Source organism: Bacillus sp. FSL K6-1284, assembly GCF_038002625.1.
Classification (GTDB): Bacteria; Bacillota; Bacilli; order Bacillales; family Bacillaceae; genus Bacillus; species Bacillus paralicheniformis.
Genome location: NZ_JBBOCW010000001.1, coordinates 1,698,945 through 1,724,722 on the forward strand (window position 1 = coordinate 1,698,945; position 25,778 = coordinate 1,724,722).

At 46.4% G+C, this 25,778-nt stretch carries 27 protein-coding genes; 18 read left to right on the forward strand and 9 right to left on the reverse strand.

Translation table 11 applies throughout. The features are described 5' to 3' along the window. Positions 1 to 10 precede the first annotated feature (10 nt). Positions 11 to 1,483: an aminotransferase class I/II-fold pyridoxal phosphate-dependent enzyme gene (locus MHB72_RS08840; RefSeq protein ID WP_095290397.1), complete on the reverse strand. Its 1,473-nt coding sequence runs from the start codon at positions 1,481 to 1,483 to the stop codon at positions 11 to 13. On the opposite strand from MHB72_RS08840, the gene MHB72_RS08845 reads away from it, so the two are divergent. Together MHB72_RS08845 and MHB72_RS08850 are read left to right on the forward strand one after the other, a co-directional pair. Then, complete coding sequence (locus MHB72_RS08845; RefSeq protein ID WP_023857271.1) at positions 1,472 to 1,726, forward strand: hypothetical protein; 255 nt, start codon at positions 1,472 to 1,474, stop codon at positions 1,724 to 1,726. The genes MHB72_RS08840 and MHB72_RS08845 overlap by 12 nt on opposite strands. 5 nt (positions 1,727 to 1,731) lie before the next feature. After that, the gene (locus MHB72_RS08850; protein ID WP_020451251.1) at positions 1,732 to 2,007 is read left to right on the forward strand and encodes a UPF0223 family protein; all 276 of its coding nucleotides are present in this window, start codon (positions 1,732 to 1,734) and stop codon (positions 2,005 to 2,007) included. A gap of 52 nt (positions 2,008 to 2,059) precedes the next feature. On the opposite strand, the gene MHB72_RS08855 is transcribed toward MHB72_RS08850, so the two are convergent. Then, positions 2,060 to 2,695 (reverse strand): YktB family protein, encoded by a 636-nt coding sequence (locus MHB72_RS08855; protein ID WP_216920496.1) that lies wholly within the window; start codon positions 2,693 to 2,695, stop codon positions 2,060 to 2,062. A 243-nt stretch (positions 2,696 to 2,938) separates the two neighbouring features. Here MHB72_RS08855 and MHB72_RS08860 point away from each other — a divergent pair, with 243 nt between their 5' ends. The 7 genes from MHB72_RS08860 to MHB72_RS08890 all read left to right on the forward strand — a co-directional run bounded on the left by MHB72_RS08860 (position 2,939) and on the right by MHB72_RS08890 (position 7,634). After that, the gene (locus tag MHB72_RS08860; RefSeq protein WP_020451253.1) at positions 2,939 to 3,127 is read left to right on the forward strand and encodes a hypothetical protein; all 189 of its coding nucleotides are present in this window, start codon (positions 2,939 to 2,941) and stop codon (positions 3,125 to 3,127) included. 141 nt (positions 3,128 to 3,268) lie between these two features. Continuing rightward, a complete protein-coding gene (locus MHB72_RS08865; protein WP_216920499.1) occupies positions 3,269 to 4,063 on the forward strand; it encodes an inositol monophosphatase family protein in 795 nt (264 codons plus the stop codon). Beyond that, positions 4,056 to 4,511 carry a GNAT family N-acetyltransferase gene (locus MHB72_RS08870; protein WP_020451255.1) on the forward strand — a complete coding sequence of 152 codons (456 nt, stop codon included), beginning with the start codon at positions 4,056 to 4,058 and terminating at the stop codon, positions 4,509 to 4,511. The genes MHB72_RS08865 and MHB72_RS08870 overlap by 8 nt, the downstream gene beginning before the upstream one ends. Positions 4,512 to 4,632: 121 nt before the next feature. Further along, a complete protein-coding gene (locus MHB72_RS08875) occupies positions 4,633 to 6,555 on the forward strand; it encodes a hypothetical protein (protein WP_149169441.1) in 1,923 nt (640 codons plus the stop codon). Continuing rightward, positions 6,545 to 6,817, forward strand: a complete 273-nt coding sequence (locus MHB72_RS08880) for a hypothetical protein (protein WP_020451257.1) — start codon at positions 6,545 to 6,547, stop codon at positions 6,815 to 6,817. The genes MHB72_RS08875 and MHB72_RS08880 overlap by 11 nt, the downstream gene beginning before the upstream one ends. Further along, positions 6,818 to 7,333 carry a sigma-70 family RNA polymerase sigma factor gene (locus MHB72_RS08885; RefSeq protein ID WP_216920502.1) on the forward strand — a complete coding sequence of 172 codons (516 nt, stop codon included), beginning with the start codon at positions 6,818 to 6,820 and terminating at the stop codon, positions 7,331 to 7,333. It begins immediately after the preceding gene. A 4-nt stretch (positions 7,334 to 7,337) separates the two neighbouring features. Beyond that, complete coding sequence (locus MHB72_RS08890) at positions 7,338 to 7,634, forward strand: anti-sigma factor family protein (protein ID WP_020451259.1); 297 nt, start codon at positions 7,338 to 7,340, stop codon at positions 7,632 to 7,634. Positions 7,635 to 7,711: 77 nt separating this feature from the next. On the opposite strand, the gene MHB72_RS08895 is transcribed toward MHB72_RS08890, so the two are convergent. After that, positions 7,712 to 7,900 (reverse strand): YlaF family protein, encoded by a 189-nt coding sequence (locus tag MHB72_RS08895; protein ID WP_020451261.1) that lies wholly within the window; start codon positions 7,898 to 7,900, stop codon positions 7,712 to 7,714. 161 nt (positions 7,901 to 8,061) lie between these two features. Between MHB72_RS08895 and typA the strand changes: the two genes are divergently transcribed. Next, on the forward strand, positions 8,062 to 9,900 hold the full coding sequence (typA, locus tag MHB72_RS08900) for a translational GTPase TypA (protein ID WP_020451262.1): 1,839 nt from the start codon (positions 8,062 to 8,064) through the stop codon (positions 9,898 to 9,900). A gap of 57 nt (positions 9,901 to 9,957) precedes the next feature. Next, entirely contained in the window at positions 9,958 to 10,278 is a 321-nt protein-coding gene (locus MHB72_RS08905; RefSeq protein WP_003181448.1) for a YlaH-like family protein, read from the forward strand. 21 nt (positions 10,279 to 10,299) lie between these two features. On the opposite strand, the gene MHB72_RS08910 is transcribed toward MHB72_RS08905, so the two are convergent. The 4 genes from MHB72_RS08910 to MHB72_RS08925 form a co-directional block, all read right to left on the reverse strand. Beyond that, positions 10,300 to 10,806: a MarR family transcriptional regulator gene (locus MHB72_RS08910; protein WP_020451263.1), complete on the reverse strand. Its 507-nt coding sequence runs from the start codon at positions 10,804 to 10,806 to the stop codon at positions 10,300 to 10,302. 72 nt (positions 10,807 to 10,878) lie between these two features. Next, complete coding sequence (locus tag MHB72_RS08915; RefSeq protein WP_216920504.1) at positions 10,879 to 12,375, reverse strand: monooxygenase; 1,497 nt, start codon at positions 12,373 to 12,375, stop codon at positions 10,879 to 10,881. A 137-nt stretch (positions 12,376 to 12,512) separates the two neighbouring features. Then, positions 12,513 to 12,719: a YlaI family protein gene (locus tag MHB72_RS08920; RefSeq protein ID WP_003181456.1), complete on the reverse strand. Its 207-nt coding sequence runs from the start codon at positions 12,717 to 12,719 to the stop codon at positions 12,513 to 12,515. Positions 12,720 to 12,838: 119 nt separating this feature from the next. After that, positions 12,839 to 13,453, reverse strand: a complete 615-nt coding sequence (locus MHB72_RS08925) for a YhcN/YlaJ family sporulation lipoprotein (protein WP_020451265.1) — start codon at positions 13,451 to 13,453, stop codon at positions 12,839 to 12,841. A gap of 155 nt (positions 13,454 to 13,608) precedes the next feature. On the opposite strand from MHB72_RS08925, the gene MHB72_RS08930 reads away from it, so the two are divergent. After that, positions 13,609 to 14,937, forward strand: coding sequence for a PhoH family protein (locus tag MHB72_RS08930; protein WP_020451266.1), 1,329 nt, complete (start codon positions 13,609 to 13,611; stop codon positions 14,935 to 14,937). Between the two features lie 142 nt (positions 14,938 to 15,079). On the opposite strand, the gene MHB72_RS08935 is transcribed toward MHB72_RS08930, so the two are convergent. Then, positions 15,080 to 15,562 carry a hypothetical protein gene (locus MHB72_RS08935; RefSeq protein ID WP_020451267.1) on the reverse strand — a complete coding sequence of 161 codons (483 nt, stop codon included), beginning with the start codon at positions 15,560 to 15,562 and terminating at the stop codon, positions 15,080 to 15,082. Positions 15,563 to 15,664: 102 nt separating this feature from the next. Between MHB72_RS08935 and glsA the strand changes: the two genes are divergently transcribed. The 4 genes from glsA to pyc all read left to right on the forward strand — a co-directional run bounded on the left by glsA (position 15,665) and on the right by pyc (position 22,090). After that, complete coding sequence (gene glsA / locus MHB72_RS08940; protein ID WP_371268713.1) at positions 15,665 to 16,609, forward strand: glutaminase A; 945 nt, start codon at positions 15,665 to 15,667, stop codon at positions 16,607 to 16,609. Between the two features lie 132 nt (positions 16,610 to 16,741). Beyond that, positions 16,742 to 17,023, forward strand: a complete 282-nt coding sequence (locus tag MHB72_RS08945; RefSeq protein ID WP_003181465.1) for a YlaN family protein — start codon at positions 16,742 to 16,744, stop codon at positions 17,021 to 17,023. 333 nt (positions 17,024 to 17,356) lie between these two features. Continuing rightward, complete coding sequence (locus MHB72_RS08950) at positions 17,357 to 18,568, forward strand: FtsW/RodA/SpoVE family cell cycle protein (protein WP_020451269.1); 1,212 nt, start codon at positions 17,357 to 17,359, stop codon at positions 18,566 to 18,568. Between the two features lie 78 nt (positions 18,569 to 18,646). Next, positions 18,647 to 22,090 (forward strand): pyruvate carboxylase, encoded by a 3,444-nt coding sequence (gene pyc, locus MHB72_RS08955; protein WP_216920506.1) that lies wholly within the window; start codon positions 18,647 to 18,649, stop codon positions 22,088 to 22,090. Between the two features lie 81 nt (positions 22,091 to 22,171). Here pyc and MHB72_RS08960 read toward each other — a convergent pair whose 3' ends face one another. Further along, positions 22,172 to 23,080 carry a COX15/CtaA family protein gene (locus MHB72_RS08960; protein ID WP_105978942.1) on the reverse strand — a complete coding sequence of 303 codons (909 nt, stop codon included), beginning with the start codon at positions 23,078 to 23,080 and terminating at the stop codon, positions 22,172 to 22,174. Positions 23,081 to 23,482: 402 nt separating this feature from the next. On the opposite strand from MHB72_RS08960, the gene cyoE reads away from it, so the two are divergent. Both cyoE and coxB read left to right on the forward strand, forming a co-directional pair. After that, positions 23,483 to 24,409, forward strand: coding sequence for a heme o synthase (gene cyoE / locus MHB72_RS08965; RefSeq protein ID WP_216920508.1), 927 nt, complete (start codon positions 23,483 to 23,485; stop codon positions 24,407 to 24,409). A gap of 278 nt (positions 24,410 to 24,687) precedes the next feature. Beyond that, entirely contained in the window at positions 24,688 to 25,755 is a 1,068-nt protein-coding gene (gene coxB, locus MHB72_RS08970; RefSeq protein ID WP_020451273.1) for a cytochrome c oxidase subunit II, read from the forward strand. The last annotated feature ends 23 nt before the right edge of the window (positions 25,756 to 25,778 follow it).

Consider the following 25,778-nt stretch of genomic DNA (forward strand, 5'->3'; position numbering starts at 1 on the left):
TTTCTGTTTTTTACAGGATTGCTTGCTGTTCTTTAATGACGCGGATCATATGGAGGGTGTCATCTTCCGGTCCCTGAACAGGCAGCCCTGCTTCGAGGTTCTTTTCGATGTAGTTGATATTATCCTCGGTAATGATCTCGCCTGGAATGAAGATCGGTATCCCTGGCGGATAAACCATCACAAATTCGGCAATGATTCTGCCGGCGGCTTTTTTAAACGGAATGATTTCCGTATTTGCATAAAAAGCGTCACGCGGTGTCATTGCAAGCGCTGGAATGTTTGGCAGAAGCACTTCAGGCTTGCGTCTGTTTTCCGCAGCAGAGGCGGCCTGCTGAGCGATGTCGGCTAAGCCTTTGATCAGCGCATCCGCATCCTCTTTCCGGTCTCCCGGTGTAAAAATGCACAGGATGTTGTATAAGTCAGAAAGCTCCACTTCGATTTGACATGACTCGCGCAGCCATTTTTCCACATCATGCCCGGTCAGCCCGAGGTCTTTCACAGATATGATCAATTTGGTCGGATCATAGTTAAAAGCCGCTTTGGAGCCGAGGATTTCCCTCCCGACGCATGAAATACCGTTGATTTCATTGATGCGATCCCTTGTTTCATCAGCGAGCTTAATCGTTTGTTCGATCAGTTCGTGTCCTTCTGTGGCTAAGCGTTTTCTTGCGACATCAAGTGAAGCGAGCAATAAATAGGAGGTCGATGTCGTCGTCAGCATGCTTAAAATCGATTGAACTCTTTCTTTTGAAACAAGACCTTCTTTCATATTGAGAATCGAGCTCTGTGTAAGGGATCCTCCGAGCTTATGAACGCTCGTCGCCGCCATATCCGCTCCGGCCTGCATGGCAGAAAGAGGCAGATCTTCGTGGAAATGGATGTGAACGCCGTGTGCTTCGTCAACAAGCACAGGGATATGAAATGAATGAGCCAGCTCCACGATGCTTCTTAAGTCTGCAGCTATGCCGAAATAAGTCGGGTTGATGACTAGAAGCCCCTTTGCGTCAGGATGCTCAAGCAGCGCTTTTTTCGCTGATTCAGGGGTGATTCCGTGTGAAATTCCCAACTCATCGTCAATTTCCGGATGGATGAAGATCGGTACTGCGCCTGAGAAGACGATCGCTGACATGACCGATTTATGAACATTTCTTGGCACGATGATTTTGTCTCCGGGGCCGCATACGGCCATGACCATCGTCATGATGGCGCCGCTCGTTCCCTGGACGGAAAAAAACGTGTAGTCGGCTCCGAATGCTTCAGCCGCCAGATCCTGCGCCTGTTTGATGATTCCTTTCGGTGCGTGCAGATCGTCGAGAGGCTCGATATTGATTAAATCTATGCTTAATGCGTTTTCTCCGATAAACGCCCTGAATTCAGGGTCCATCCCGGAGCCTTTTTTGTGCCCGGGTATATGGAACTGGATCGGGTTTTTGCCGGCGTGTTTTTTTAATCCGGTATATAGGGGTGTTTCGTGCTGCAACAATTGTTTTCCCACCTTCATGATAAACCTGCTATTTCCTTAAAGACTATTCTTTATCAAAAATCGTTGAGTTATTTTGCGTTTTTGCTTGATGGCATAAAACAAATGAATTATATTATGTTCTTGAAAGAATGTAAAGAACATTTTATCATCTTTAAGGCTTCTCTGTCCCTTTGGATAGTCGCAAAAAAGAAAACCAATACTAAAGCCAAACAAGCCGTCAGGCCGAACTGCACAAGGAGATGAACCAAATGGAAGAAGGATACCAATATCCGATGAATGAAGACTGGAGCACAGAGGAAGCGATAGACGTTATATCGTTTTTTCAGACGGTTGAGCTCGCTTATGAAAAAGGCGTTGAGCGCGATGTACTAATGAGTGCTTACCGCCGCTTTAAAGAAATCGTTCCGGGAAAAGCGGAGGAAAAAAAGCTCTGCAGCCAGTTTGAAGAAGCGAGCGATTACTCTCCGTATCAGGCAGTCAAAAAAGCAAAGGAACAAACGGAAAATACGAAAATTAAAATGTAATGAGAAAATCCAAAACAAAAAGGGATGGGCACAACAGGCCATCCCTTTTTGTTTAAACCGATACTTTCTGCGTCAGGCGGTAAAGGAAGGCGAGCTTTTCAAAAGCCGCTTCGATTTCGGATAGAAACGCCTCTTCGCTCATTTGCAGCACTTCGTCTTTTGCAAGCTGAATACCGCAAAGTGCTTCTGCTTTCTTCACGTTGACGAGACGTTCAAACAGGTTCTCCAGCTCTTTATCGTCCATCTCAGACTGTCTTATGACGCCCGGTTTCGTATGATCGGCCGACCAGACAAAACGGCTTGGAATGTTGCTTTCAATGTCCGGCAGATGCTTTTTAAACAGCTGGCCGTATTCCTGCTTGAGAGGAGACTCATAGATCAATGCAAACCATACGAACACGTGGGTTTCCCATAAACCAATTTGGAAATGAGGCAGCTTTTTATAGCCGCGCTTATTGTTTGCAAAAGCAACCCAGCTGTCGTCCGGCGGATTGACCGAGCGGCGCGCGTGCTTTGCGACGTGGACAAACATTTCATCTCCTGTCAATGCGGACAGTACAGGCGCAAAATGACCGCCGAGCCCTTCAAGTTTCGGGCGCACGGTTTCTTTCAGAGCGCTCATCCGCGCATCTAAACCTTCTATTGTAAATGTACGAAAATCCTCTTCAGTAAAACGCAGACTGCTCATTGTGTTCCTCCTTGTCCAATCAGTAAAGATATTGTATCACAGTCGGCTTTTCAAACAAAAAATTACGTTTCGATTCGCGGATTTTGGGGAATCGTTAGGTAAACACACAATTTTTAGAATAACGTTGCGAATGTTTGAGCACTTCATACGATATGAATAAGAAATTAATATAAATCACGCTTAGGACTAAAACCAGAAGGATTCTCTTTGACATCAATTTTCTCTGGAGGGGGCGTAGGGCACATGAAACCAATTGTGAAACAAGGATTGAAAGAGGAAAAAGACAATCGGGCCGCTGTTTGGAGGCTTGAGGTCGATTATGAACTTGCAACGCTTTTTGAAGCCATGGAAAAAAAGGATGAAACCCAAATCGAGTTGAGCAAGCGCAAACTGGAACGACTCAGAAAAGAATGGATTAGATTATATGGTTGAAACCATAATAAAAACGAACCGTTTGAGAGGTTCGTTTTTATCTGGGCCGTCTGATCATTTGTCATTTTTCTTGATTTTTCCCGGCTAATATCAGTATGCTATGAATAAATCAACAGGTATACATAGAAAAGAGGTAGTGTGATGACAAACTGGAAGGAAATCGACCGCCTGGCGAAAAGCTGGGTGAAAGAAGCTGGTCAGAGAATTCAGCAGTCAATGAAAGAAAAGATGACAATCGAAACGAAATCGAATCCAAATGACCTTGTCACAAACATTGACAAGGAAACAGAGCGTTTTTTCATTGAAAAAATCCAATCGGTTTTTCCGGATCATCATATTCTTGGCGAAGAAGGCCAGGGGGACAAGCTTACATCTTTGGATGGCATCGTTTGGATCATCGATCCGATCGATGGCACGATGAACTTTATTCATCAAAAACGCAATTTTGCGATTTCAATCGGCATTTTTGAAAACGGAAAAGGCAAAATCGGTTTGATTTATGATGTGACTCACGACGAGCTTTATCATGCTTTTCAAGGCGAAGGTGCTTACATGAATGATACAAAGCTCGGCAAGATGAAAGAAGTGCCGCTTGAAGAATCGATTCTGGCCATCAATGCGACATGGATCACCGAGAACAGACGGATCGATCCAAGCGTATTATCTCCGCTTGTCAAGCGCGTCAGAGGGACCCGGTCATACGGTTCAGCGGCTTTGGAACTCGCTTATGTTGCAGCCGGCAGAATGGATGTGTATGTGACGATGAGACTTGCCCCTTGGGATTACGCCGCCGGCTGCATCCTGCTTGATGAAGTCGGCGGAACATATACGACAATAGACGGGAAGCCGCTCAATTTTCTTGAAAACCACAGCATCTTAGCCGGCAATCCGGCAGCTCACCGGGCGATTTTCAACGAATATTTGCCGCATGAATAGCAGGTCTTTCTCTTCTTCCGATTTCGCCTTTTTTGAGGAGCTGGCCGAAGCAAGCCCCGGGTGGGCGAAGGAAGAGCTTGACGGAAACAGCCTGGAACGCTATATGAGTGCTTATGCGATGTATAACGGTGAATGGCTCGTGTGGGAAGACAGGGGCCTGCCGGCGGCTCTGAGCTTTCATCTCGAATGGGCGCCTTCTAATGGCAAGCCTTGGCTCGGAACGCTTCTTGTCCATCCCGATTTCCGCCAAAAAGGCCGGGCAAAAGAAGTGATTGAAACGATCGGCAAACGTTTGAAAGAAAAGGGACATAAAGCGTTGTTTGCGGCGGTGCCATATGAAAAGGACGCGTGGCTGAACATGCTCGCCCGTTCGGGATTTGAACAGCTGAAAACGGAAAAAGATAAAGAGGGAAAACGATATTTGATTATGGTGTTGCCCCTTGCTTGATGCTTCAATGAGACTTGTTTGACAACAGGTCTCATTTTTTATGATTTTTTGAAACATAATGCTACTTCGTTTGTCTATGATGATGAGGCCTTAATTTGATGTAAAGGAATTGTGGTGGAAATTGATTGAACTATTTAGTGATTATGTGCTCCATTTTGAACGTTATTTTATTTTAAGCAGGCAGAGCATGCTTGTCATTCAGTGGTGTTTGACAGGCCTTGCCCTTCTGTATGTCGTGTCATTTCATCCGAAAGTGAGCAGGCGGCGCCTCTTTTTTTACGCAGGCATCGCGCTCAGGCTGATTTTGGTAGGCGCCCTTTCGTTTGAATTGGCTCACCAAATGAAAGCCGCTGAGTTTTCAAACCTGTACATAGAAGAACAAGATGCGCTCCTGCCTTTTATGCAGTTTTTGCTGTTCGGCTATATTTTGCTTGTCTCATTTCATTATATGATGACACTCGCAGAAAAAGGGGGCAAGGGGCTGTTTTTTGCATTTGACATTGCGGTGATGACGATGCCGTTTTTCCAATCGCTGTTCGGCTCTGCTGTCTATTTAAAGGAAAACGGGGCTGATCTCGAACAATTGCTGCTTGTATTGGTGCTGCTCATCGGGGTTCCGGGGCTGATGATCTGCTTGTTTTTTCAGCTTTATTGGAAAAGAAACCGTTACGTTCTCCTTTTGATTTTTTACATTGTGACGATCGGCGGTTTCTTCATCAAAAAGCTCGGCTACGAATTTTTTCCGCTGAACGTATTTCTGACCATGCTCGGTTTTCTTATGACATATCACTTGCTGAATGGCTCGAGAAAGCCTTTTTTGATGGTGAAGCGTGTTTTAGCCGCGGGCACCGCCGTATTTTTCACACTACTTCTTAACCCTTTTTACAATTTGGCAGATGCCGCTTTTACAATCTCACACCCTGAGGTTTCAGACGTGGTTGATGCCAATTTTCAACCTGTTTCGGTTAAAGAAGCGAAGCAGACTGTCAGCTCGTTTTTTCCGACGGACAGCTTGATCTATTTGTCAGCCACCAACCAGGATTTTCACAACGTTTATCATTTTAAAACGAAGGATTACGAGGCGTACGTTGACGGTTGGACGGGGGTGATCACCAATTATTACAATCAAAAAGAGCCTAGCGGGAATATCCTGTCCGATCAGGCGTATATCAAGCGGTCGAAGCAATTTCTGCGGGAACACGGCCGCGAACTTGACAAACAAATCAAGGCAAAAGTAAGCCGTGATGACGACGAAGCTACTGTTGAATTTTACCGTGAAGGCCAGGATCCTGAATTAAGCACAATGGGGTTTACTTGGAGGAAGGAAACACTGATAGGTTTTTCCGAGGACACGTCTGTTTACAACTTAGAAAGCGTGAAACAAGCCCGCGTTTCTGGTCAGGATATCGAGCGGGGTGTTGAAGCGGTCTATCGTAAGCTGGGTATACCCGTCTCAGCTTATCAGCTGACAGATATTGATTTATTATTTCCATCCAGCCTCAACTCGGCATCCATAAACGTGAAGACAAGCGACGGAACGGAGATGGCGTTCCATCCTGTAACAGGTGCATTAACGGCTATTACGTTCAAATCTGAAAGCGCCTTGCCTTATCGCGGACAAGAGCTCGAAAAACGCTTGCTTTCATTATTTGATCAAGACCTTTCTCAGCTGAAAAGGGTGGAGTTAGAAAAGGATCTGATAGAATTTCAGAAAAAAGAAAGCGATGCTGTATTAAATACGAGCTGGACCATGACGAAGCATGAAGAGGGAGCTTATCTGACTGTGAGAAAATATTTTCGCAAAGCGGATGAAAAGCCCCCCTACACATATGCAGACGGGGAAAAGGCTTTTCGGAAAGTGTCTGAACACTATCAAAAAGGGTTGGTTTATTATAAACGGACGAAGCTTGTGATTGTTTCAGACGGGGATCAAAAGAGCCGGTATGCGTGGCTTGTCATCATCCAGCCGTTCGGCTCAAACGAACATGATGCATACTTGGTTGATGCCGTAACAAATGAGGTGAAACAATTTGATGACAAGTGAAGAAAAAAAAGCGGTGTTTCTTGATTTGTATGAGCTCTATCAAGAAGGTGAACTGGAAGAGGAAACCGTGATCTGGATGAAAGAGCATGAGCAGCTTTTTCAAGGCCAGGCTGAAGAGGCAGCAGTCGAGAATAGAACGCTTCCCGGCATACAAAAGGCAGATGATCGTCAGCAGCTCCGTCATATCATGGTTTTTGTTTACTCGTTGTATGGTGCTTTCCTGCTCCTTTCGATTTGGATGACGGTGTGGTTTTTTTTCTAAATGGCTTCCAATAAAAAACAGACGATTGAAGAACTGTACAGGAAATATTATCATGACATTATGTACTATTTGTACAGGCGAACCCATCAGCTTGAGACGGCGAAAGACCTGGCACAGGATACGTTTCTGAAAGCTTTTGCGGGCCTGGAGTCTTTCAGAGGCCATTCCTCGATCAAAACATGGCTGTATACGATCGCGCATCATACGTTTATCAACTGGTACAGAAAAGATAAAAAAATCCGGTTTTCCGATGTGACGGCCTGCGGCGACATGGAACAGCACACGTTTGAAATGCCTGAGCGCCATTTGGCAAACGCCATAAGGCAGGAGGAGCTGAAACATCACATTGACCGGCTGAAAGAACATTACCAGACCGTACTTATTTTAAGAGAGTTTCAGGAGCTTTCCTATGAGGAAATAGCGGAAGTGCTCGATTGGAAACTGTCAAAGGTAAAAACCAATCTTCACCGGGCCCGCCTTGAGCTGAAAAAAAGCTTGGAAGGCAGGGAGGTTTAACAATATGAAATGTCATCTTGTGAGAGATTTACTGCCTCTATACATAGAAGGCGATTGCAGCCGCAAAACGGAACATTTGGTTATGGCGCACATCAAAACGTGTGCAGATTGCCGGGAAATGTATGACATGATGAGGGAACCTGTCAATTTTCATGATGACGACAGATTGCCAACGGAAGCAGGAGAAGCGGAAGAACAAAAATTCAGGAAAGCATACTATCAAAGGCTGATTCTCAAAGGGGCAGCGCTTTTTGGCGGAGGCTACTTACTGATGCTTTTGATTTATTTATTCTTTTTATAAGAACTGGCGGGCAACCTGCCGCCAGTTTTTTTGGAATTTAATAATCAAAAGCCCCTTCAGCCGGAAGGGGCTCTTTTTTATTCAAGCAGGCCTTTTTCGCGCATTCTTTTTTTGAGAGTAAAACCGCTCCCCATAATGACGATCAGAATTGCGACGGCAATTGCGACGCCGGCAGCGCTTTTTTCGGCGACTGCAACGCCGATCATCATGATGCTGATCACTGCAGCAAGTGCGAATAATAAGAATATCCATTTGATTTGTTTCACTGTTTTTCCCATCCCCTTAGTATGAAGTCTACTGTTAGTTTACAGAAAATCGTGCTGAATAGAAAGGGTCAACCGAATCTGGAAATTTGAAACAAATTGAAATAACTTCGTTCGTCAGTTATAATATGAAAGATTATCTAAATTTTTTAGGAGATGAAAATGTGAAACTTCGAGAAGATCTTCGCAATATCGCTATTATCGCCCACGTTGACCATGGAAAAACGACGCTTGTGGATCAGCTCCTCCATCAGGCTGGCACATTCCGTGCAAATGAAAACGTGGCGGAGCGCGCCATGGATTCCAATGACTTGGAAAGAGAGCGCGGCATTACGATTTTAGCGAAAAATACAGCGATTAACTATAAAGATACACGCATTAATATTTTGGATACTCCGGGACACGCAGATTTCGGCGGGGAAGTTGAGCGGATCATGAAAATGGTCGACGGCGTTCTGCTTGTTGTTGACGCTTATGAAGGCTGCATGCCGCAAACCCGCTTTGTGCTGAAAAAAGCACTTGAGCAAAACTTGACGCCAATCGTTGTTGTCAATAAGATCGACCGCGATTTTGCCCGGCCTGAAGAGGTCGTTGACGAAGTGCTCGATTTGTTTATCGAGCTTGATGCCAATGAAGAACAGCTTGAATTCCCGGTTGTTTACGCTTCTGCGATCAACGGCACCGCTTCAGCTGATCCGAAGCAGCAGGATGAAAATATGGAAGCTTTATTCGAAGCGATTGTCAACCATATTCCTTGTCCTGTCGATAACCATGAGGAGCCTTTGCAGTTCCAGGTCGCTCTGCTTGACTACAATGATTATGTCGGCCGTATCGGAATCGGACGCGTGTTCAGAGGAACGATGAAGGTCGGACAGCAAGTTGCTTTAATGAAGCTTGACGGTTCTATCAAGCCGTTCCGCGTAACGAAAATCTTCGGTTTCCAGGGCTTGAAAAGGGTCGAAATTGAAGAAGCGAAAGCCGGCGACCTTGTCGCGGTATCAGGAATGGAAGACATCAATGTCGGAGAGACCGTCTGCCCGATTGAGCATCAAGAGGCGCTTCCGGTTCTGCGCATTGACGAGCCGACGCTTCAAATGACGTTCGCGGTTAACAACAGTCCTTTTGCCGGTCGCGAAGGAAAATATGTCACGGCCAGGAAGATTGAAGAGCGCCTTGAACAGCAGCTTCAGACAGATGTCAGCCTTCGAGTCGATCCGACGCCATCTCCTGACGCCTGGGTCGTATCCGGTCGCGGTGAGCTGCATTTGTCGATTTTAATCGAAAACATGCGCCGTGAAGGCTTTGAACTGCAAGTATCGAAGCCGGAAGTCATCATTAAAGAAATCGACGGCGTTCGCTGTGAGCCTGTTGAACGTGTGCAAATCGATGTGCCTGAAGAGCATACCGGATCTGTAATGGAATCAATGGGCGCGCGCAAAGGTGAAATGATCGACATGATCAATAACGGAAACGGGCAGGTCCGCCTGATTTTCAACGTTCCTTCACGCGGATTAATCGGCTACTCAACCGAATTCCTTTCCCTTACACGCGGTTTCGGGATTTTAAACCATACGTTTGACAGCTATCAGCCTGTTGAGCCTGGGCAAGTCGGCGGACGCCGCCAAGGTGTGCTTGTTTCAATGGATACCGGGAAAGCTTCAGCTTACGGCATTCAAGGCGTTGAAGAACGCGGCGTGATTTTTGTCGAGCCGGGCACAGAAGTATATGAAGGCATGATCGTCGGCGAGCACAACCGTGAAAACGACCTTGTCGTCAACATCAATAAAATGAAGCAGCAGACAAACGTGCGCTCAGCGACGAAAGATCAGACGGTCAGCATGAAAAAACCGCGTATCATGTCGCTTGAAGAATCGCTTGAATACTTGAACGAGGATGAGTACTGCGAAGTCACGCCTGAATCCATCAGATTGAGAAAGAAAATTCTCGACAAAAACGAACGCGAAAAAGCAGCGAAAAAGAAAAAGCTGGCAGGATTGTCGTAACATTTGCAGAACCTAAAAAAAGAGCAACCCAACTAAGCAAAGGGGAGGGGAATCTTTTTGACTGATGTAAGTGAACGGCTGTCGTTTTTTGCCGCTCTTTATAAAGTGGACCAGAATCCTGAGGCGGGAATGTGGTGGCTTTATGCCACCATCTTCGTCCTGTCTGCGGTCGTCTTTAAACTGGGGTTCGCCAAACGGCTGCCGCTGTTGAAAACGGCGATCATTTACTTTTTTCTGGCGCTAGGCTGTACGTTTTTAACTTTTTTCGGCGTTTTTCTGCCGGTTGGAGAAGGGCTGATCGTAGCCGTTTTAATCCTTTCGATTTACAAAATCCGTCTGCACCGTTCGAAAAAAGAGCAGACGGGGGCGAATACGTAGAAAAGACATAGCCAAAGAAGGCTATGTCTTTTCTGTATCCGCCAGAAAATCCGCTGTTAATAAGTCCCGAAACAAAGCCCTGGCAAAAAGAATCTCATCTGCTGAATACCGGCTTAAAAATCGTTTAAACCTTTGTTCGATTTTTTCGTGCTCACGCTGGTGAAGGTGATGAATACTTCTCCCTTTATGGCTTAAGCGGAAGTAGATTTCTTTTTTATTGTCGCTGAGCTGTGTCTTGCTGACGAGGCCTTTTTCGGTCAGCTTTGCGGTGATCCTTGAGACCGTCGCTTTTGAAAATCCCATCTTCTCGGAAATCGAGGTGACGTTGATCGGTTCGTGGTCGCCAATGCAGCTGATCGTATGGATGTCAGACATGTTGAGTTTCAGTTCAGCTCCGAATTCGCGTTCCATCTTTTTCATTTCAGCGGAGATGCGCTCTTTCATGACGGTTTCTTGCTGCTCTTGCTGATGAATGAGCCTGATGTACAGATCGAATATTTCTTGTTTTGCGTGTGTTAAATGCTCCATGCAGAAAATCGGCTCCTTTAATCGATGTTTCTGCTTTGATTATATCATTTTGTTGCGCATGAAACAAAATGATTAAACAGACTGAATGTGAGAGTTCCCGCACCAGCGGTGGATACCATCGGCAATCAATTGCTCCGCGTTTTCCATGGATTCGTCGACAGCCCAGGCCACGTGACCGTCGGGACGGATCAGCGCTGCTTTTACCCCATTCCATTCAGGCCTGCCGTCAATTGCTTTCACTTGTATACGCCGGACGTGAGGAAGGATGGAAAATTCCTTCGTTTCTATCCCGAATGTTGCTAATAAAAAGCGTCCATCACGGAGAAAAGTGTAGAGCCGTTTGACAGTACCATCTGAAAGGGTCAGATCGATATCTGGGAGACGTTTTCCGTTCAGCTCATGTTCAGGCATCTTTTCATCTGCTTCGTATTGCACGCTGAGCGCCGTAATTTGTTCTGCCAGATAGCGATTGACGTCTGAAAATCCGAGAATGCCGGATAATAATTCGCGGAGGTACAGGCCTTCACGTGTAAAATCAAACAGCTTTGTTTGGATTTGTGTATTGACGAGCAGCGCTTCCCCGACAGGGTGTCTTTCATTATGGTAACTGTCAAGCAGCCAGTCGGGGCACCGTCCGTTGATCTTTGCCGCGAGTTTCCAGCCAAGGTTCATCGCGTCCTGAAGCCCGACATTTAAACCTTGCCCTCCCGCGGGAAAATGAATATGCGCGGCATCTCCAGCCAAGAAAATTCTGCCGGAACGGTAATGCTCCGCCAACTTGCTGGCATTTCCGAAGCGGGACATCCAAACCGGGCTGTCCATTCCAAGGTCCGTGCCGCAGATGCGCTTGAGTTCTGTTTTTAATTCTTCCAGTGTGACGGGCTCGTGAAGCAAAGCTTGAGGCATGTGCGGCGCCGTTATGAGGACGCGGAAAATGCCGCCGTCTAAAGGCACGATCACAACGGCACCTTCACGGTTCTCGCAAGTATAAAAATGAGATTCCGGCGGATTTTCAAGCGACACATCACCAAGCATTGCCGTGATATTTGCATCAGTTCCGGAAAAAGCGATGCGCGCCTGTTTGCGAATGATACTTCCGGCTCCGTCAGCACCGACGATATAGGAAGCGGTTAGAAAGGACAGGCCGTCGGGTCCCTGGACGACGAGCTCGGCGGTTTCCTCATGCTCGCGGACAGCGAGAACTTCATGACCGCGAAGGATGCAGACACCGAGATTTCGCGCATGTTCCTCAAGCAGCTTCTCAGTTTCGTATTGGGGGATGAACAATGTAAAATTGGCTTGCGTGTCAAGCGCAGAAAAGTCCAATCCAGTCTTCAGACCGGCAAAATGCCCCGAAGGAATCGGTTTGCCAATTTCCTTAAACTGTTCTCCAAGCCCCCTCATTTCAAGTATCTCGATTGAGCGCGGATGCAGTGTGAGCGCTTTTGAGAATGGAGAAGGCTCTTTCAGCCGTTCGACAATACAGGTCTGGACACCGGCCAAAGCCAGCTCGGAAGCCGTCAGCAGACCGACGGGGCCGCCGCCTGCGATCAGTACATCAAAATCCATGATGAATCACTCCTTTTTTGTTACTCATGAAACAATTTTAAAATACTACAAATGAAAATGTTTATCAACTATAATCTTTAATTTTGTTACTGATGTAACAAAAAAGGCGATAAAAAAGCATGGAGCTTGTCCATGCTTTACGACTTGATCTGCTCTTTATCTTTTCTGTGCGGATATAACTTAAAACGGCCGGTTTTCATCCGGTTTTCGGTTTTGATTTTAATTCGTTCGCTGCATTCATGGCACATATAAGTATGTATCGGCCGGTTTCGGAGACGTTTGGCAATGAGTGTGTCATCATCGATTTTTTCGATTTTGTCACACAATGAACACTTTACCCTCACTTGATTCACCTCGCTTACGATTCATTATACCTTAATCAATCGGACAAATAAATTTTCTCCTTTAGAAAAAAGGAAAAAGCCTGTGCCGTCAAGAAAACAGTGGCACAGGCTTTTAAAAGTTATGGCTGCCGATTTTTCATATGCTTGTTCGATTGCTTATTTTGCTCCTTTTCAAGCTGTTTCTGGTTTCTGTCATTCAGCTGGTCGTTGTTGGATTTTGTAGGATTTGTTTGCTGATTGTCTGTTGCGTCGTTCGGCACTTCAGGAAGGACGCGCCCGACGATGGCTGCCAGCTCGTCGAGAATCCCTTTGACAGGACGTCCCGCTTGAATTTCCCTGCCCATTGCCCGCAGGCGGTTGACGGTGTCGGGATCTGCGACAACGGCGGCGTTTGCTCCGTAAGGGTCATTCTGCAGCGCTTCAGCCACGGAATACTTAATAGATTCGACTTTGCTGCGCTCCAAATTGTCTTTCACATCAATTCCGACGACGGCTAGCCTGCCGAGCACGACGGCGGTCGCATCATTGACACCCGGAACGCTTTCAGTGATCTTCACAAGGCGCCGCGAGATGGCTTGCCCGTCTTTACGGTTCACCGGCTCTTGGGAGCTGTTTTTTACTTGAATCGGTTTGTTGCCGGGAAGCTCGTTCGCTTCATTTCGGGCATTATTTTGAATGCCGCAGGCTGAAAGCAGCATAACGGTTTGAATTAGGATCAAAAAAAAGATTCGCACTTGAGGTTGCCTCCTTAAAAATGCTTTCATTAATTTTTATTGTTGAATTAACCTTCTATCTTTATTCACAAAAACATATATTTTAGCGGGCGCTCCATCAGCTTTTAACCCAATTGAAAAGAAAAGGCTAAAAATCCTGATCAGGAGGCGGAAGATTGAGTAAAATTTATGTGCTGGATACGAATGTGTTATTGCAGGATCCGAATTCAATCTTTTCTTTTGAAGATAACGAGGTTGTCATCCCGGCTGTCGTATTGGAGGAAGTCGACTCAAAGAAACGCTACATGGATGAAATTGGGAGGAATGCAAGGCGCGTATCTAAATTGATAGATGATTTGCGTTTAAAAGGAAGGCTGTATGAAAATGTTCCCCTACCAAACGGAGGAAGCTTGAGAATCGAGCTGAACCATCGCTCTTTTCAGCAGCTTCAAGAAATTTTTATCGAAAAAACAAGCGACAACCGTATTTTAGCCGTAGCGAAAAACCTCAGCCTGGAAGAGGAAACGAAAGAAGACGGCAGGCCGGTTATCCTTGTCAGCAAAGATATGCTGATCCGTGTCAAAGCCGATGCCATCGGCTTGATGTCAGAGGATTTTTTGCACGACAGGGTTGTCGACAATGATGATATATACAGCGGTTATACAGACGTGTACATTCGCCCGGATCAGATGAATTCCTTTTTTGAACATCACGATTTGCCGCTTCACGAAATCAGCAGTGAGATGCTGCGTCCGAACCAGTTTGTCGTCATGAAGGACGCGCTCGGCGGATCATCCTCTGCCGTAGGGATCGTAGATCAAAGCGGAAAAGCCGTTAAAAAGCTTGTTTTCGATCAGGAACAGGTTTGGGGCATACGTTCGCGAAATGTACAGCAGACGATGGCTTTGGAACTTCTTTTAAGACAAGATATTCCGCTTGTCACCCTGATTGGAAAAGCCGGCACAGGAAAAACCCTGCTTGCGTTGGCAGCAGGGCTGCTGCAGACAGAAGACCTGGGGAATTTTAAAAAACTTGTTGTCACAAGGCCGATCGTTCCTGTCGGAAAAGATCTCGGCTATCTTCCGGGTGAAAAAGAAGAAAAACTTCGTCCGTGGGTCCAGCCTATTTTTGATAACCTGGAATACTTGTTCAATGCAAAAAAGCCGGGGGAGCTTGATGATATTTTAGCGGGGATGGGCTCCATTCAAGTCGAAGCCCTCACATATATAAGGGGCAGAAGCATTCCTGACCAATTCATCATCATTGATGAGGCTCAAAATCTGACCAAGCATGAAGTCAAAACGCTTCTGACCCGCGTCGGGGAAGGCAGTAAAATCGTATTGATGGGAGACACCGAACAAATCGACCATCCTTATTTAGATGCGATGAACAACGGCCTGGCCTATGTTGTCGAGCGCTTTAAGGATCAAAAAATTTCCGGAAACGTGAAGCTTTTAAAAGGAGAGCGCTCCCGGCTCGCCAGGCTTGCAGCCGATCTGCTGTAAATAAAAAAACCCGGGCGTTTAACCCGGGTTGCAACTTGCATGGCCCGCGGGCCGGGTTGCCGGCAAGTGCCGATAGCCCGGCCGGGAAAGAGGAGGCGGAGTTTTTCATCGCCTCCGGCGCACCCGTTGCAGTGTTGTAGCTTTAAACAATGTGAATTTCTTTTACTCGTTTCACAGGAGTCATCCTGTTTGAACCGTCGGGAAAATAAACGTGTACAGGCCCGTCTTCGCCAAGCGGCTTGCCATTGTTGCTGAAGCAGAGAATCATGCCGCCCGCTTCTTCGATCGGAACGGAAACGTCTTCACCTTCCGTTTTGAAGAGGCATTTGACGGCGGAGCCTGTCACCTCCGCATTTTTTAAAAAAGGTTCAAGCTTGATCCCGAAAGTGCCGTCAAGCAATTTCTCCTTTTCATATTTTTTCTCTGATTTCAGTGTCGGCGGCGATACAGTACCTTCCCTGATTTGCCGTTCCCGGTCAATCACAAGGTCGTCTTCTTCATCTTTTACCTCTCTGAAATCTGAAAAGAACTGATCGAGATCAAATTTTCGGTCATCAAAAATCCAAACGCTCGGATCGAGCGTAATCGAATACTTTACATTTCCTGTGATCGTTACAATGCTCATGTCTCTACCACTCCCTCACAAAAATTATAAGCGCTTTCTTTCAAATTGTCACTTCTCATAACAAAAGCCCTCTCCGGGAAAGATAACAGCAACGACGCTCGGATGGAGGGAAAAAACTTGAATTGCCGGGATAATGAGGAGCTTGAATATTTTGTCACGGAAGCGAAAAAAGTGACGGACAAAGGAAAGGTTGCATCTTACATACCGGCTTTGGCTGAATTATCGGAGGACGATTTATCGGCGGCGGTCTACTTTACGGACGGGACGTGTATATCAGCGGGAGACGTGGAAAAAGCCTTCACTCTGCAAAGCATCTCAAAAGTATTGTCGCTTGCTCTCGTCCTGATCGATCACGGTCCGGAAACAGTGTTTCATTATGTAGGACAAGAGCCGACTGGTGATCCGTTTAACTCCATCATCAAACTTGAAACCGTCAACCCGGGGAAGCCGCTGAATCCGATGATAAATGCCGGAGCATTGGTGGTGACAAGCATGATTAAAGGAGAGACGAATGCCGATAAGATCGGCAGGCTTCTTGATTTTATTAAAAAACTGGCAAATAACCGGAATATTACCTTTTGTGAGAAGGTCGCCGAATCTGAATTTGAAACCTCGATGGTCAACAGGGCGATGTGCTACTACATGAAAGAGCACGGTATTTTTCAGGCTGAGGTTGAGGATGTCATGGATGTGTATACAAAGCAGTGCGCCATTGAAATGAACAGCTTAGACTTGGCGAAAATCGGTTCTGTTTTTGCTTTGAACGGCAAGCATCCCGAAACGGGAGAACAAATCATACCGAAGGATATCGCGAGAATTTGCAAAACATTTATGGTGACATGCGGAATGTATAATGCCAGCGGCGAATTCGCAATCAAAATCGGCATACCCGCCAAAAGCGGGGTTTCAGGGGGAATCATGGGTCTATCCCCATACCGTTTCGGCATCGGCATCTTCGGGCCCTCGCTTGATGAAAAGGGAAACAGCATCGCCGGAATCCGGCTTTTAGAGCTGTTATCGGCGAACTACAGTTTAAGCATTTTTTAAAACGTGAGCGGAAGCTTAAAATGCGAGTCTTTGAAAAACGGCGAAAGGACAGAAATAGCTTGCTTTTTTTCGGCTGAGGCTTTATCATAAATAGAAGAATTAGGTACTCGCCTGGGGAACGGAGGGATACTTTTGGCGTCTGAGATTGTAGTCGACCATCGTGAAAAAGCACTTGCCCTGTTAAAACGTGATGCTGATAAAATCTTAAAGCTGATTCAAGTGCAAATGGACAACTTAACGATGCCTCAATGTCCTCTTTATGAAGAGGTTTTAGATACACAAATGTTCGGACTCTCTAGGGAAATTGATTTTGCTGTCCGCCTTGGATTAGTGGATGAAGAAGAGGGTAAAGAACTGCTTTACAGGCTGGAACGTGAATTGTCTGCATTACATGATGCATTTACAAAAAAATAAATGAACACCTCAGAAGAATCTTTCTGTCTGAGTCAGCTTGTCGACGACGTTTCGATAGAAACAAACTGCCGGCAGGCTTTTTTTGTTATGGAATGAGAAAGAAAACGTCCGCTGATGAAGGAATGAATGCTGTTCGTGCCGAATAAACGAAGACGCATGGTATGCCGATAAAAAAATAGAACGGCAGTCTTGGAACAGACGGACTTTTCTTTCAGACGAGATTCGAAGTCTTATGAAAAGGGTATCTTTCGTGCTTTTTAAGAAAGTGTAGTAAAATAACGAAGGAGTTACCACAAACACATTTTGAAGGCAAGTAAGGAAGAGGATAATAATATGATAAAAAGAATGCTCAAATCCTATGATTATTCATTAATCTTCGCTGTATTCCTGCTGTGCGGGTTCGGGCTCGTCATGGTGTACAGCTCAAGCATGATCACAGCCGTGACAAGGTATGGACAAGACAGCAGCTACTTTTTTGACAGGCAGCTGATGTTTTTGGTGCTCGGAACCGTCATATTTTTATGCGCGGCGCTTTTTCCGTATAAGGCTTTTGCCAATCAAAAATTCCAAAAGTTTTTGCTGCTCATTTCCGTTGTCGCTTTGTTCGGGCTGTTCGTTGTCGGACACGTGGCCGGGAATGCCCAAAGCTGGTTCAGGGTTTCGAATTACGGCATCCAGCCGGGGGAGTTTGTCAAGCTGACCGTCATCTTGTATCTTTCTTCCGTCTATGCCAAAAAGCAAAGCTATATTGACAACTTGGGAGCCGGAATCGCCCCTCCCGCGATCATCACGCTTTTCATTTGCGCCCTGGTCGCTGCTCAGCCGGATGTGGGAACGGCCTTTATCATCGCTTTAATCGCTTTGTGCATTATTTTGTGCTCGGGATTCAGCGGCAAAACGCTGTTAAAGCTCGTACTTTTGGCCGGGGCTGTCCTTGTGCTCGTCAGCCCGCTCATTTATTTCAACTGGGACAGCATTTTAACAGAAGGACGGATGAATCGGTTTGAAAGCTACCAAAACCCGTTTAAAGACGCACAGAAATCTGGTTTTCAAGTCGTCAACTCCTACTTGGCGATCGGTTCGGGAGGGCTGTTCGGCCTGGGTCTCGGCGAAAGCGTGCAGAAGTATGGATATCTGCCTGAAACGCACACCGATTTCATTATGGCGGTCATCGCCGAGGAGCTTGGCATTTTCGGCGTCCTTTTTGTCGTGCTGCTGCTCGCTTTCATCGTTTTAAAAGGGTTTTATATTGCGAGAAAATGCGACGACCCGTTTGGAAGCCTGCTTGCGATCGGGATATCAAGCATGATCGCCATCCAGTCTTTCGTGAACCTGGGCGGCATATCCGGCTTGATTCCTTTGACAGGGGTGACGCTTCCGTTTATCAGCTATGGAGGGTCATCGCTCATTCTGCTGATGGCAAGCGCGGGGATATTGGTGAACATCAGCATGTTTAATGAATACTTTGACCGGTTCAAACGAAAACAGCCTGTCGATACTACAAAAACCAAAGAAAATCAATATAAAAAAAGTATAAATTTTTAAAAAACTAAGCGTGTACAATGTCCATCCGATTCATTTAGAATAGATACATACTTAAAACAGCGGATGAGGGGGAACGACATGTCACAACAGTCTATTCAAAAAGTTCTTGTTGCAAACAGAGGGGAAATCGCTATCCGCGTATTTCGCGCCTGCACAGAACTGAATATCCGTACGGTAGCGATCTATTCTAAAGAAGACAGCGGATCATACCACAGATACAAAGCCGATGAAGCATACTTGGTCGGCGAAGGGAAAAAGCCGATTGATGCTTATCTTGATATTGAAGGGATCATCGAGATTGCGAAACGCAACCATGTGGATGCCATCCATCCGGGCTACGGCTTCCTGTCTGAAAACATTCAGTTTGCCAAGCGGTGTGAAGAGGAAGGCATCATCTTTATCGGACCGACCTCCAAGCACCTCGATATGTTTGGAGACAAAGTAAAAGCCCGTGAACAAGCTGAAAAAGCAGGAATTCCCGTCATACCGGGGAGCGACGGCCCAGTGGCTGATATCGCGGAGGTCAAACAATTTGCGGAGGAGTTCGGATATCCGTTTATCATCAAAGCGTCGCTTGGCGGCGGCGGCCGCGGCATGCGGATCGTCAGAGACGAATCGGAGCTGGAGGAATCCTATAACAGGGCAAAATCAGAGGCGAAAGCCGCTTTTGGTAATGATGAAGTGTATGTCGAAAAGCTGATCGAAAAGCCGAAGCACATTGAAGTTCAAGTCATCGGAGACAAAGAAGGTAACGTGGTTCACCTTTACGACCGTGACTGCTCTGTGCAAAGGCGTCATCAAAAGGTTATCGAAATAGCGCCGAGCGTTTCGCTTTCTGAGTCCCTCCGGGAAAAGATTTGCGATGCTGCCGTTAAGCTTGCGAAGAATGTTGATTATGTCAATGCCGGAACGGTTGAATTTTTAGTTGCGAACGATGAGTTTTTCTTTATTGAAGTCAACCCGCGTGTTCAGGTGGAGCACACCATTACGGAAATGGTGACGGGTGTCGATATCGTTCAGACACAAATCCTGATTGCTGCCGGACTCAGTCTGGGCAGCAGCGAAATCAGCATTCCGAACCAGGATGCCATCACGCTGCACGGATATGCGATCCAGTCAAGGGTTACGACTGAAGACCCGTCAAACAATTTCATGCCTGACACAGGCAAAATCATGGCATATCGCTCAGGCGGCGGTTTCGGGGTGAGGCTTGATACCGGAAACAGTTTTCAGGGCGCTGTCATTACGCCTTATTATGACTCGCTGCTTGTTAAGCTTTCAACCTGGGCTCTGACGTTTGAACAGGCGGCGGCCAAAATGGTCCGCAACCTACAGGAATTCAGGATCAGGGGAATCAAAACGAATATTCCTTTCCTTGAAAACGTGGCGAAACACGAAAAATTTCTCACAGGGCAATACGACACGTCTTTTATTGATACAACGCCGGAACTCTTTGTCTTTCCTAAGCAGAGAGACCGCGGAACAAAAATGCTGACGTATATCGGGAACGTAACGGTCAACGGCTTCCCGGGCATTGATAAAAAGAAGAAGCCGGAGTTCGACAAACCCCAGATCGTCAAAACGGATGTCGATCAGCCGATCGCGAGCGGAACAAAACAGATTCTTGATGAACGCGGAGCTGAAGGGCTCGTCAAATGGGTGAAAGATCAAGAGGAAGTGCTTCTCACTGATACGACGTTCCGCGATGCCCATCAGTCACTGCTTGCGACAAGATTCAGAACGCATGATTTGGAGAAAATCGCCAATCCGACAGCTGCGCTCTGGCCTGAGCTTTTCAGCCTTGAAATGTGGGGCGGCGCCACTTTTGATGTCGCTTACCGTTTCTTGAAAGAAGACCCGTGGAAAAGGCTTGAGAAGCTGCGGAAGGAAATTCCGAATACGATGTTTCAAATGCTGTTGAGATCTTCGAATGCCGTCGGGTATACAAACTACCCTGACAACCTGATTAAAAAGTTTGTCAGCGAATCCGCTGCGGCCGGAATCGATGTATTCCGCATTTTTGACAGCTTGAACTGGGTTAAAGGGATGACGCTCGCCATTGATGCAGTGCGCGAGTCGGGCAAACTTGCCGAAGCCGCGATCTGCTATACCGGAGACATTCTCGATCCGAACAGAACAAAATATAACCTTGAATATTATACGTCAATGGCAAAAGAGCTTGAATCAGCGGGGGCGCATATTCTCGGCATTAAAGATATGGCCGGCCTGCTGAGACCTCAAGCAGCATACGAACTGGTGTCAGCTTTGAAAGAGACGATCGATATTCCGATCCACTTGCATACACACGACACGAGCGGCAACGGTATTTTTATGTACGCGAGGGCGATAGAAGCAGGCGTCGACATCGTCGACGTAGCGGTCAGCTCTATGGCGGGCCTGACATCACAGCCAAGCGCAAGCTCGCTTTATCATGCGCTTGAAGGCGATAAACGCCGTCCGCAGCTGAATGTCGATGCGGTAGAGTCGCTGTCTCAATATTGGGAGTCTGTCAGAAAATACTACAGCGAGTTTGAGAGCGGCATGAACGCGCCTCATACCGAAATTTACAAGCATGAAATGCCTGGCGGCCAATACAGCAACCTTCAGCAGCAGGCTAAGGGAGTCGGCCTCGGTGACCGCTGGAATGAAGTGAAAGAAATGTACAGCCGGGTCAATCACCTGTTCGGGGACATCGTAAAGGTTACGCCGTCATCCAAAGTCGTAGGGGATATGGCGCTTTACATGGTGCAAAATAACCTGACGGAAGATGATATTTACGAAAGAGGAGAATCACTCGATTTTCCTGACTCGGTAGTCGAGCTTTTTAAAGGGTATATCGGCCAGCCTCACGGCGGATTCCCTGAGAAATTGCAAAAGCTGATTTTGAAAGGGCAGGAGCCGATTACAGTGCGCCCTGGAGAACTTCTCGAACCCGTTTCGTTTGACGATATAAAAGCGGAGTTTAAGGAAACGCATGATCTGGAGCTTTCCGACCAGGATGCTGTTGCATATGCGCTTTATCCGAAAGTGTTTACCGAGTATGTTAAGACAGCGGAACTGTACGGGGACATCTCAGTGCTTGATACACCGACCTTCTTCTACGGCATGACGCTCGGCGAAGAAATCGAAGTCGAGATCGAAAGAGGGAAAACGCTGATCGTCAAACTTGTCTCTATCGGCGAACCGCGTCCTGATGCGACGAGAGTCGTCTACTTTGAACTGAACGGCCAGCCTCGCGAAGTGGTCATTAAAGACGAAAGCATTAAATCGTCCGTTCATCAAAAGGTGAAAGCCGACCGTTCAAACCCGAATCATATCGCGGCGTCCATGCCGGGAACGGTGATTAAGCTTCTTGTAAGCAAAGGGGACCAAGTGAAGAAGGGCGATCATTTAATGATCAATGAAGCAATGAAAATGGAAACGACCGTTCAGGCTCCGTTTTCAGGAACTGTTGAAAACATTCATGTGACAAACGGAGAAGCCATTCAAACCGGCGACCTCCTCATTGAGCTGAAAAAATAAAAGTGAGGCCGCTGACTTTTGTCGGCGGCCTTTTTTTATGAAAAAATCCCCCGCAACAGGCGGGGGATCAACCGTTTATTGTTATTTTTGCGCCTGTCTGCGATAGCGCGCAACAAGCAGCAGGAAGTAGCAAAGGATTCCGAACAGGCAGGAAATGAAGAAAGCGTGGGCGAGTGCAAATCCCAAATCCAGCCTGCTGTAGACAACCGCAATTCCTGAGGCAGCCTGAAGGATAATCAGGATCAGGGAAATCATCCAGCCCCAATAAATGCGTTTTTGATTTTTATACTGTTTGGCCGCATGTACCGCTGCCGCAATGATCCAAGCGAACAGAAGAAGCGCCGCAGCCCTGTGTCCCATCTGCACCCATTCGTGAAACTTCCCTGGGAGCCAGCCGTTTTGTGTGCTGCACATCGGAAAGTCAAGGCACGCAAGGCTTGACTTCGTATGCCGGACATATGCGCCTGTATAAACGACGACATATGTGTATATAATGATTCCTATCATATGAAACTGCATGGTTTTTCCTATATAAAACGATTCGGCTTTCTGCTTGCTGTCAGCTTCAAACACGAGGAGCGTCAACAGCAGAACAGATGCAAAGGAAATAAGCGAGATTCCGAAGTGCAAAGCCATGATCAGGGCCGAAGACCCGAAGACGACCGCCGCAGCGCCCAGGAGCGCCTGAAGAATGAGGAAGACGACCGACATCACCGCAAGAAATTTCGTTTCTCTGATATGGCCGATTTTTTTCCATGTCCAAATGGCGAGAGCCAGCACAAGGACGCCGGATGTGCCGCTGACAAACCTGTGGCTCCATTCGATAATCGATTCAAGGGTTAGAGCCGGGAATATGCTTCCGTTGCAAAGCGGCCAAGATCTGCCGCAGCCCATTCCCGAACCCGTCTTTGTAACGAGGGCGCCGCCGATCAGCACGAAAAGCATGGCGATAGTTGTGATAATTCCCAAGCCTTTTAATGCTTTATTCATAAATTCAATTCTCCTTTTTTAATGCAAACTGACTAATAAAAAGATATTTACCACCTTCAAGTGTAAGCGAATTGATGTTCTGCTGCAATTCATAATGATTATTGTTCACAAAAATGCAATAGAAGGCGTTCACATTTTTATTGGTTTTGAAGACTTGATAATTGTGGCTTCGTTTGATAGAACTATATTAGAATGACAGTGGTTTTCCGCTCTTGTTCACAACTTTTCCTTCATCTGTAAAGAAAGTCATAAAAAGTTCACAAATATAAACCGGTTTGTCGATTAATATTTAATAGGCTGTTTTTTTCCAACCGGTAATCTTGTATGATAGAGTTGTAGGTTTTTTATGAATATACCGCTTCTCTTGACGTGATGAAGGTTTGAGTAAGGGGGGTTAGTATTATGGCTGAAACAAGAATTACAGCTGATACAGCAATGAATGGACAAATAGAAGAGACGACAGCATGGAAAGATTTCCTCGCCCTTATCAAAGTCGGGATTGTTTACTCGAACCTGATAACAACTTTTACGGGCTTGTGGCTCGCTTTTTACTTTTCAAATCTGAGCTTTCTAGGAAACCTTGATATCGTGCTGTTCACTTTAGCGGGATCCTCGCTTATTATCGCAGGATCATGCGTCATCAACAACTATTATGACCGTGATATTGACCAGCTCATGCAGCGGACGAGAACAAGGCCGACGGTGACTGGTAAAATCCAGCCTTCACAGGCATTGTGGTTCGGCATTCTGCTGACTGCGCTCGGTTTTATCATGCTGCTGATGACCAATCTGACAACTGCCGCAGTAGGCTTTGTCGGCGTCTTTACGTACGTGTTTCTATACACGATGTGGTCAAAGCGCCGCTATACCGTTAATACGATTATCGGAAGTGTGTCAGGGGCTGTTCCTCCTTTGATCGGATGGACCGCTGTCCATGGCTCCATCGGAGTTGAGGCGTGGGTGCTGTTTTTAATCATGTTTATTTGGCAGATTCCCCACTTTCTGGCGCTTGCGATTAAGAAAACGGAGGAATACAGAGCCGCAAATATACCGATGCTGCCTGTTGTACACGGTTTTGAAGTGACGAAAAGGCAAATCATCATTTGGATTGCCTGCTTAATGCCGCTGCCGTTTTTCCTGGGCGGACTCGGACTGCCGATCGTCATTTTAGGGACGGTACTCAATATCGGCTGGCTCGTTTGCGGTCTGGTCGGTTACAGAAGCAAAAATATCATGAAGTGGGCAACGCTCATGTTTGTATATTCATTAAATTACTTGACCATATTCTTCGTTGCCATGGTCGTATTCACACTTTTTAAAATTGGATAGAACTCTATAATTCATCACATTGAAGGCTGTCACTTAACACTTCAAACAGACAACAATCATGTAAAAGCCGCCTTATCGATTTTTTTCGATTATGTTTAACAAGGCGGCTTTACGTTCATACATAGATGGTATTTTGAGTAAAAAACCTCATTATTTAAGAAATGAGGAAATGTAAGTGCTTTAATTTAAGTGGGGAGTCAGATGAATGAATAGGTGTCCTATAAACGTTTGAACAGTGAAAGTTTCAAAAGGATTGATTGAAAAGGGGTTGGGAAGAAATGTTAAAGAAATGGCGTCTGATGTCGCTGTTCACTATTTTGGCGCTCGTTTTAGCAGGGTGCGGAGAACCGTTCATATCAACGCTGCAGCCGGCGGGCGAGGTGGCTGATCAGCAGTATTTCCTAATGATTCTCAGCACGCTGATCATGGTTGTTGTTGTAGTGGTGGTAAGTTTCATTTTCGTATTTGTCATCGTCAGGTACAGAAGATCTAAGCTCGGTGATGACCACATCCCGAAACAGGTTGAAGGAAACCGCAATTTAGAAATTTTATGGACTGTTATTCCAATTCTTCTCCTTCTTATCCTGGTTGTTCCTGTTGTCGCACAGACCTTTGATCTTGCTGATACAAAACCGATGGATAAGAAAAACAGGGATCCGGAGAAGGCGCTGGTCGTCAATGTCCGGGCGAACCTTTACTGGTGGGAATTCGAATATCCTGACTACGGCGTGGTGACGAGCCAGGAGCTGGTCGTGCCGACCGATGAACGCGTTTACTTTAAGCTGAAAGCTTCCGATGTCAAACATTCATTCTGGGTTCCTTCAGTCGGGGGTAAGATTGATACGAACACAGACAATGAAAACAAATTCTTCTTAACGTTCGATTCAAAACGCGCTGAAAAAGCCGGAGACTATTTCTACGGGAAATGCGCCGAGCTCTGCGGACCTTCCCATGCTTTAATGGACTTTAAAGTTAAAGCGGTTTCGAAGGATGAGTTCAAGGAATGGATGAGCGATATGGAAAACTATAAAGCGGGGGCGAAAACCGATCTCGCTGTTGAAGGAGAAAAAGTGTTCAAAGAGAAAAACTGCCTGAGCTGTCATGCGACCGATTCAAAAGACCAAAGGGCGGAAGCGGCCAGAACGGCTCCGAACCTCGCGACTTTTGGAGACCGGTCGACGATCGCCGGCGTGAAGGAATTCAGCGATGAAAACTTGAGAGCGTGGCTCAAGGATCCTGAAAGCATAAAACCGGGCAACAAAATGACCGGCACATACCCTGATTTGAGCGACAAGGAACTTGATGCACTGACTGAATATTTAAAGGGGTTAAAAACGGAAGACTAACGCTTCAAAGGGAGAATGAGGGA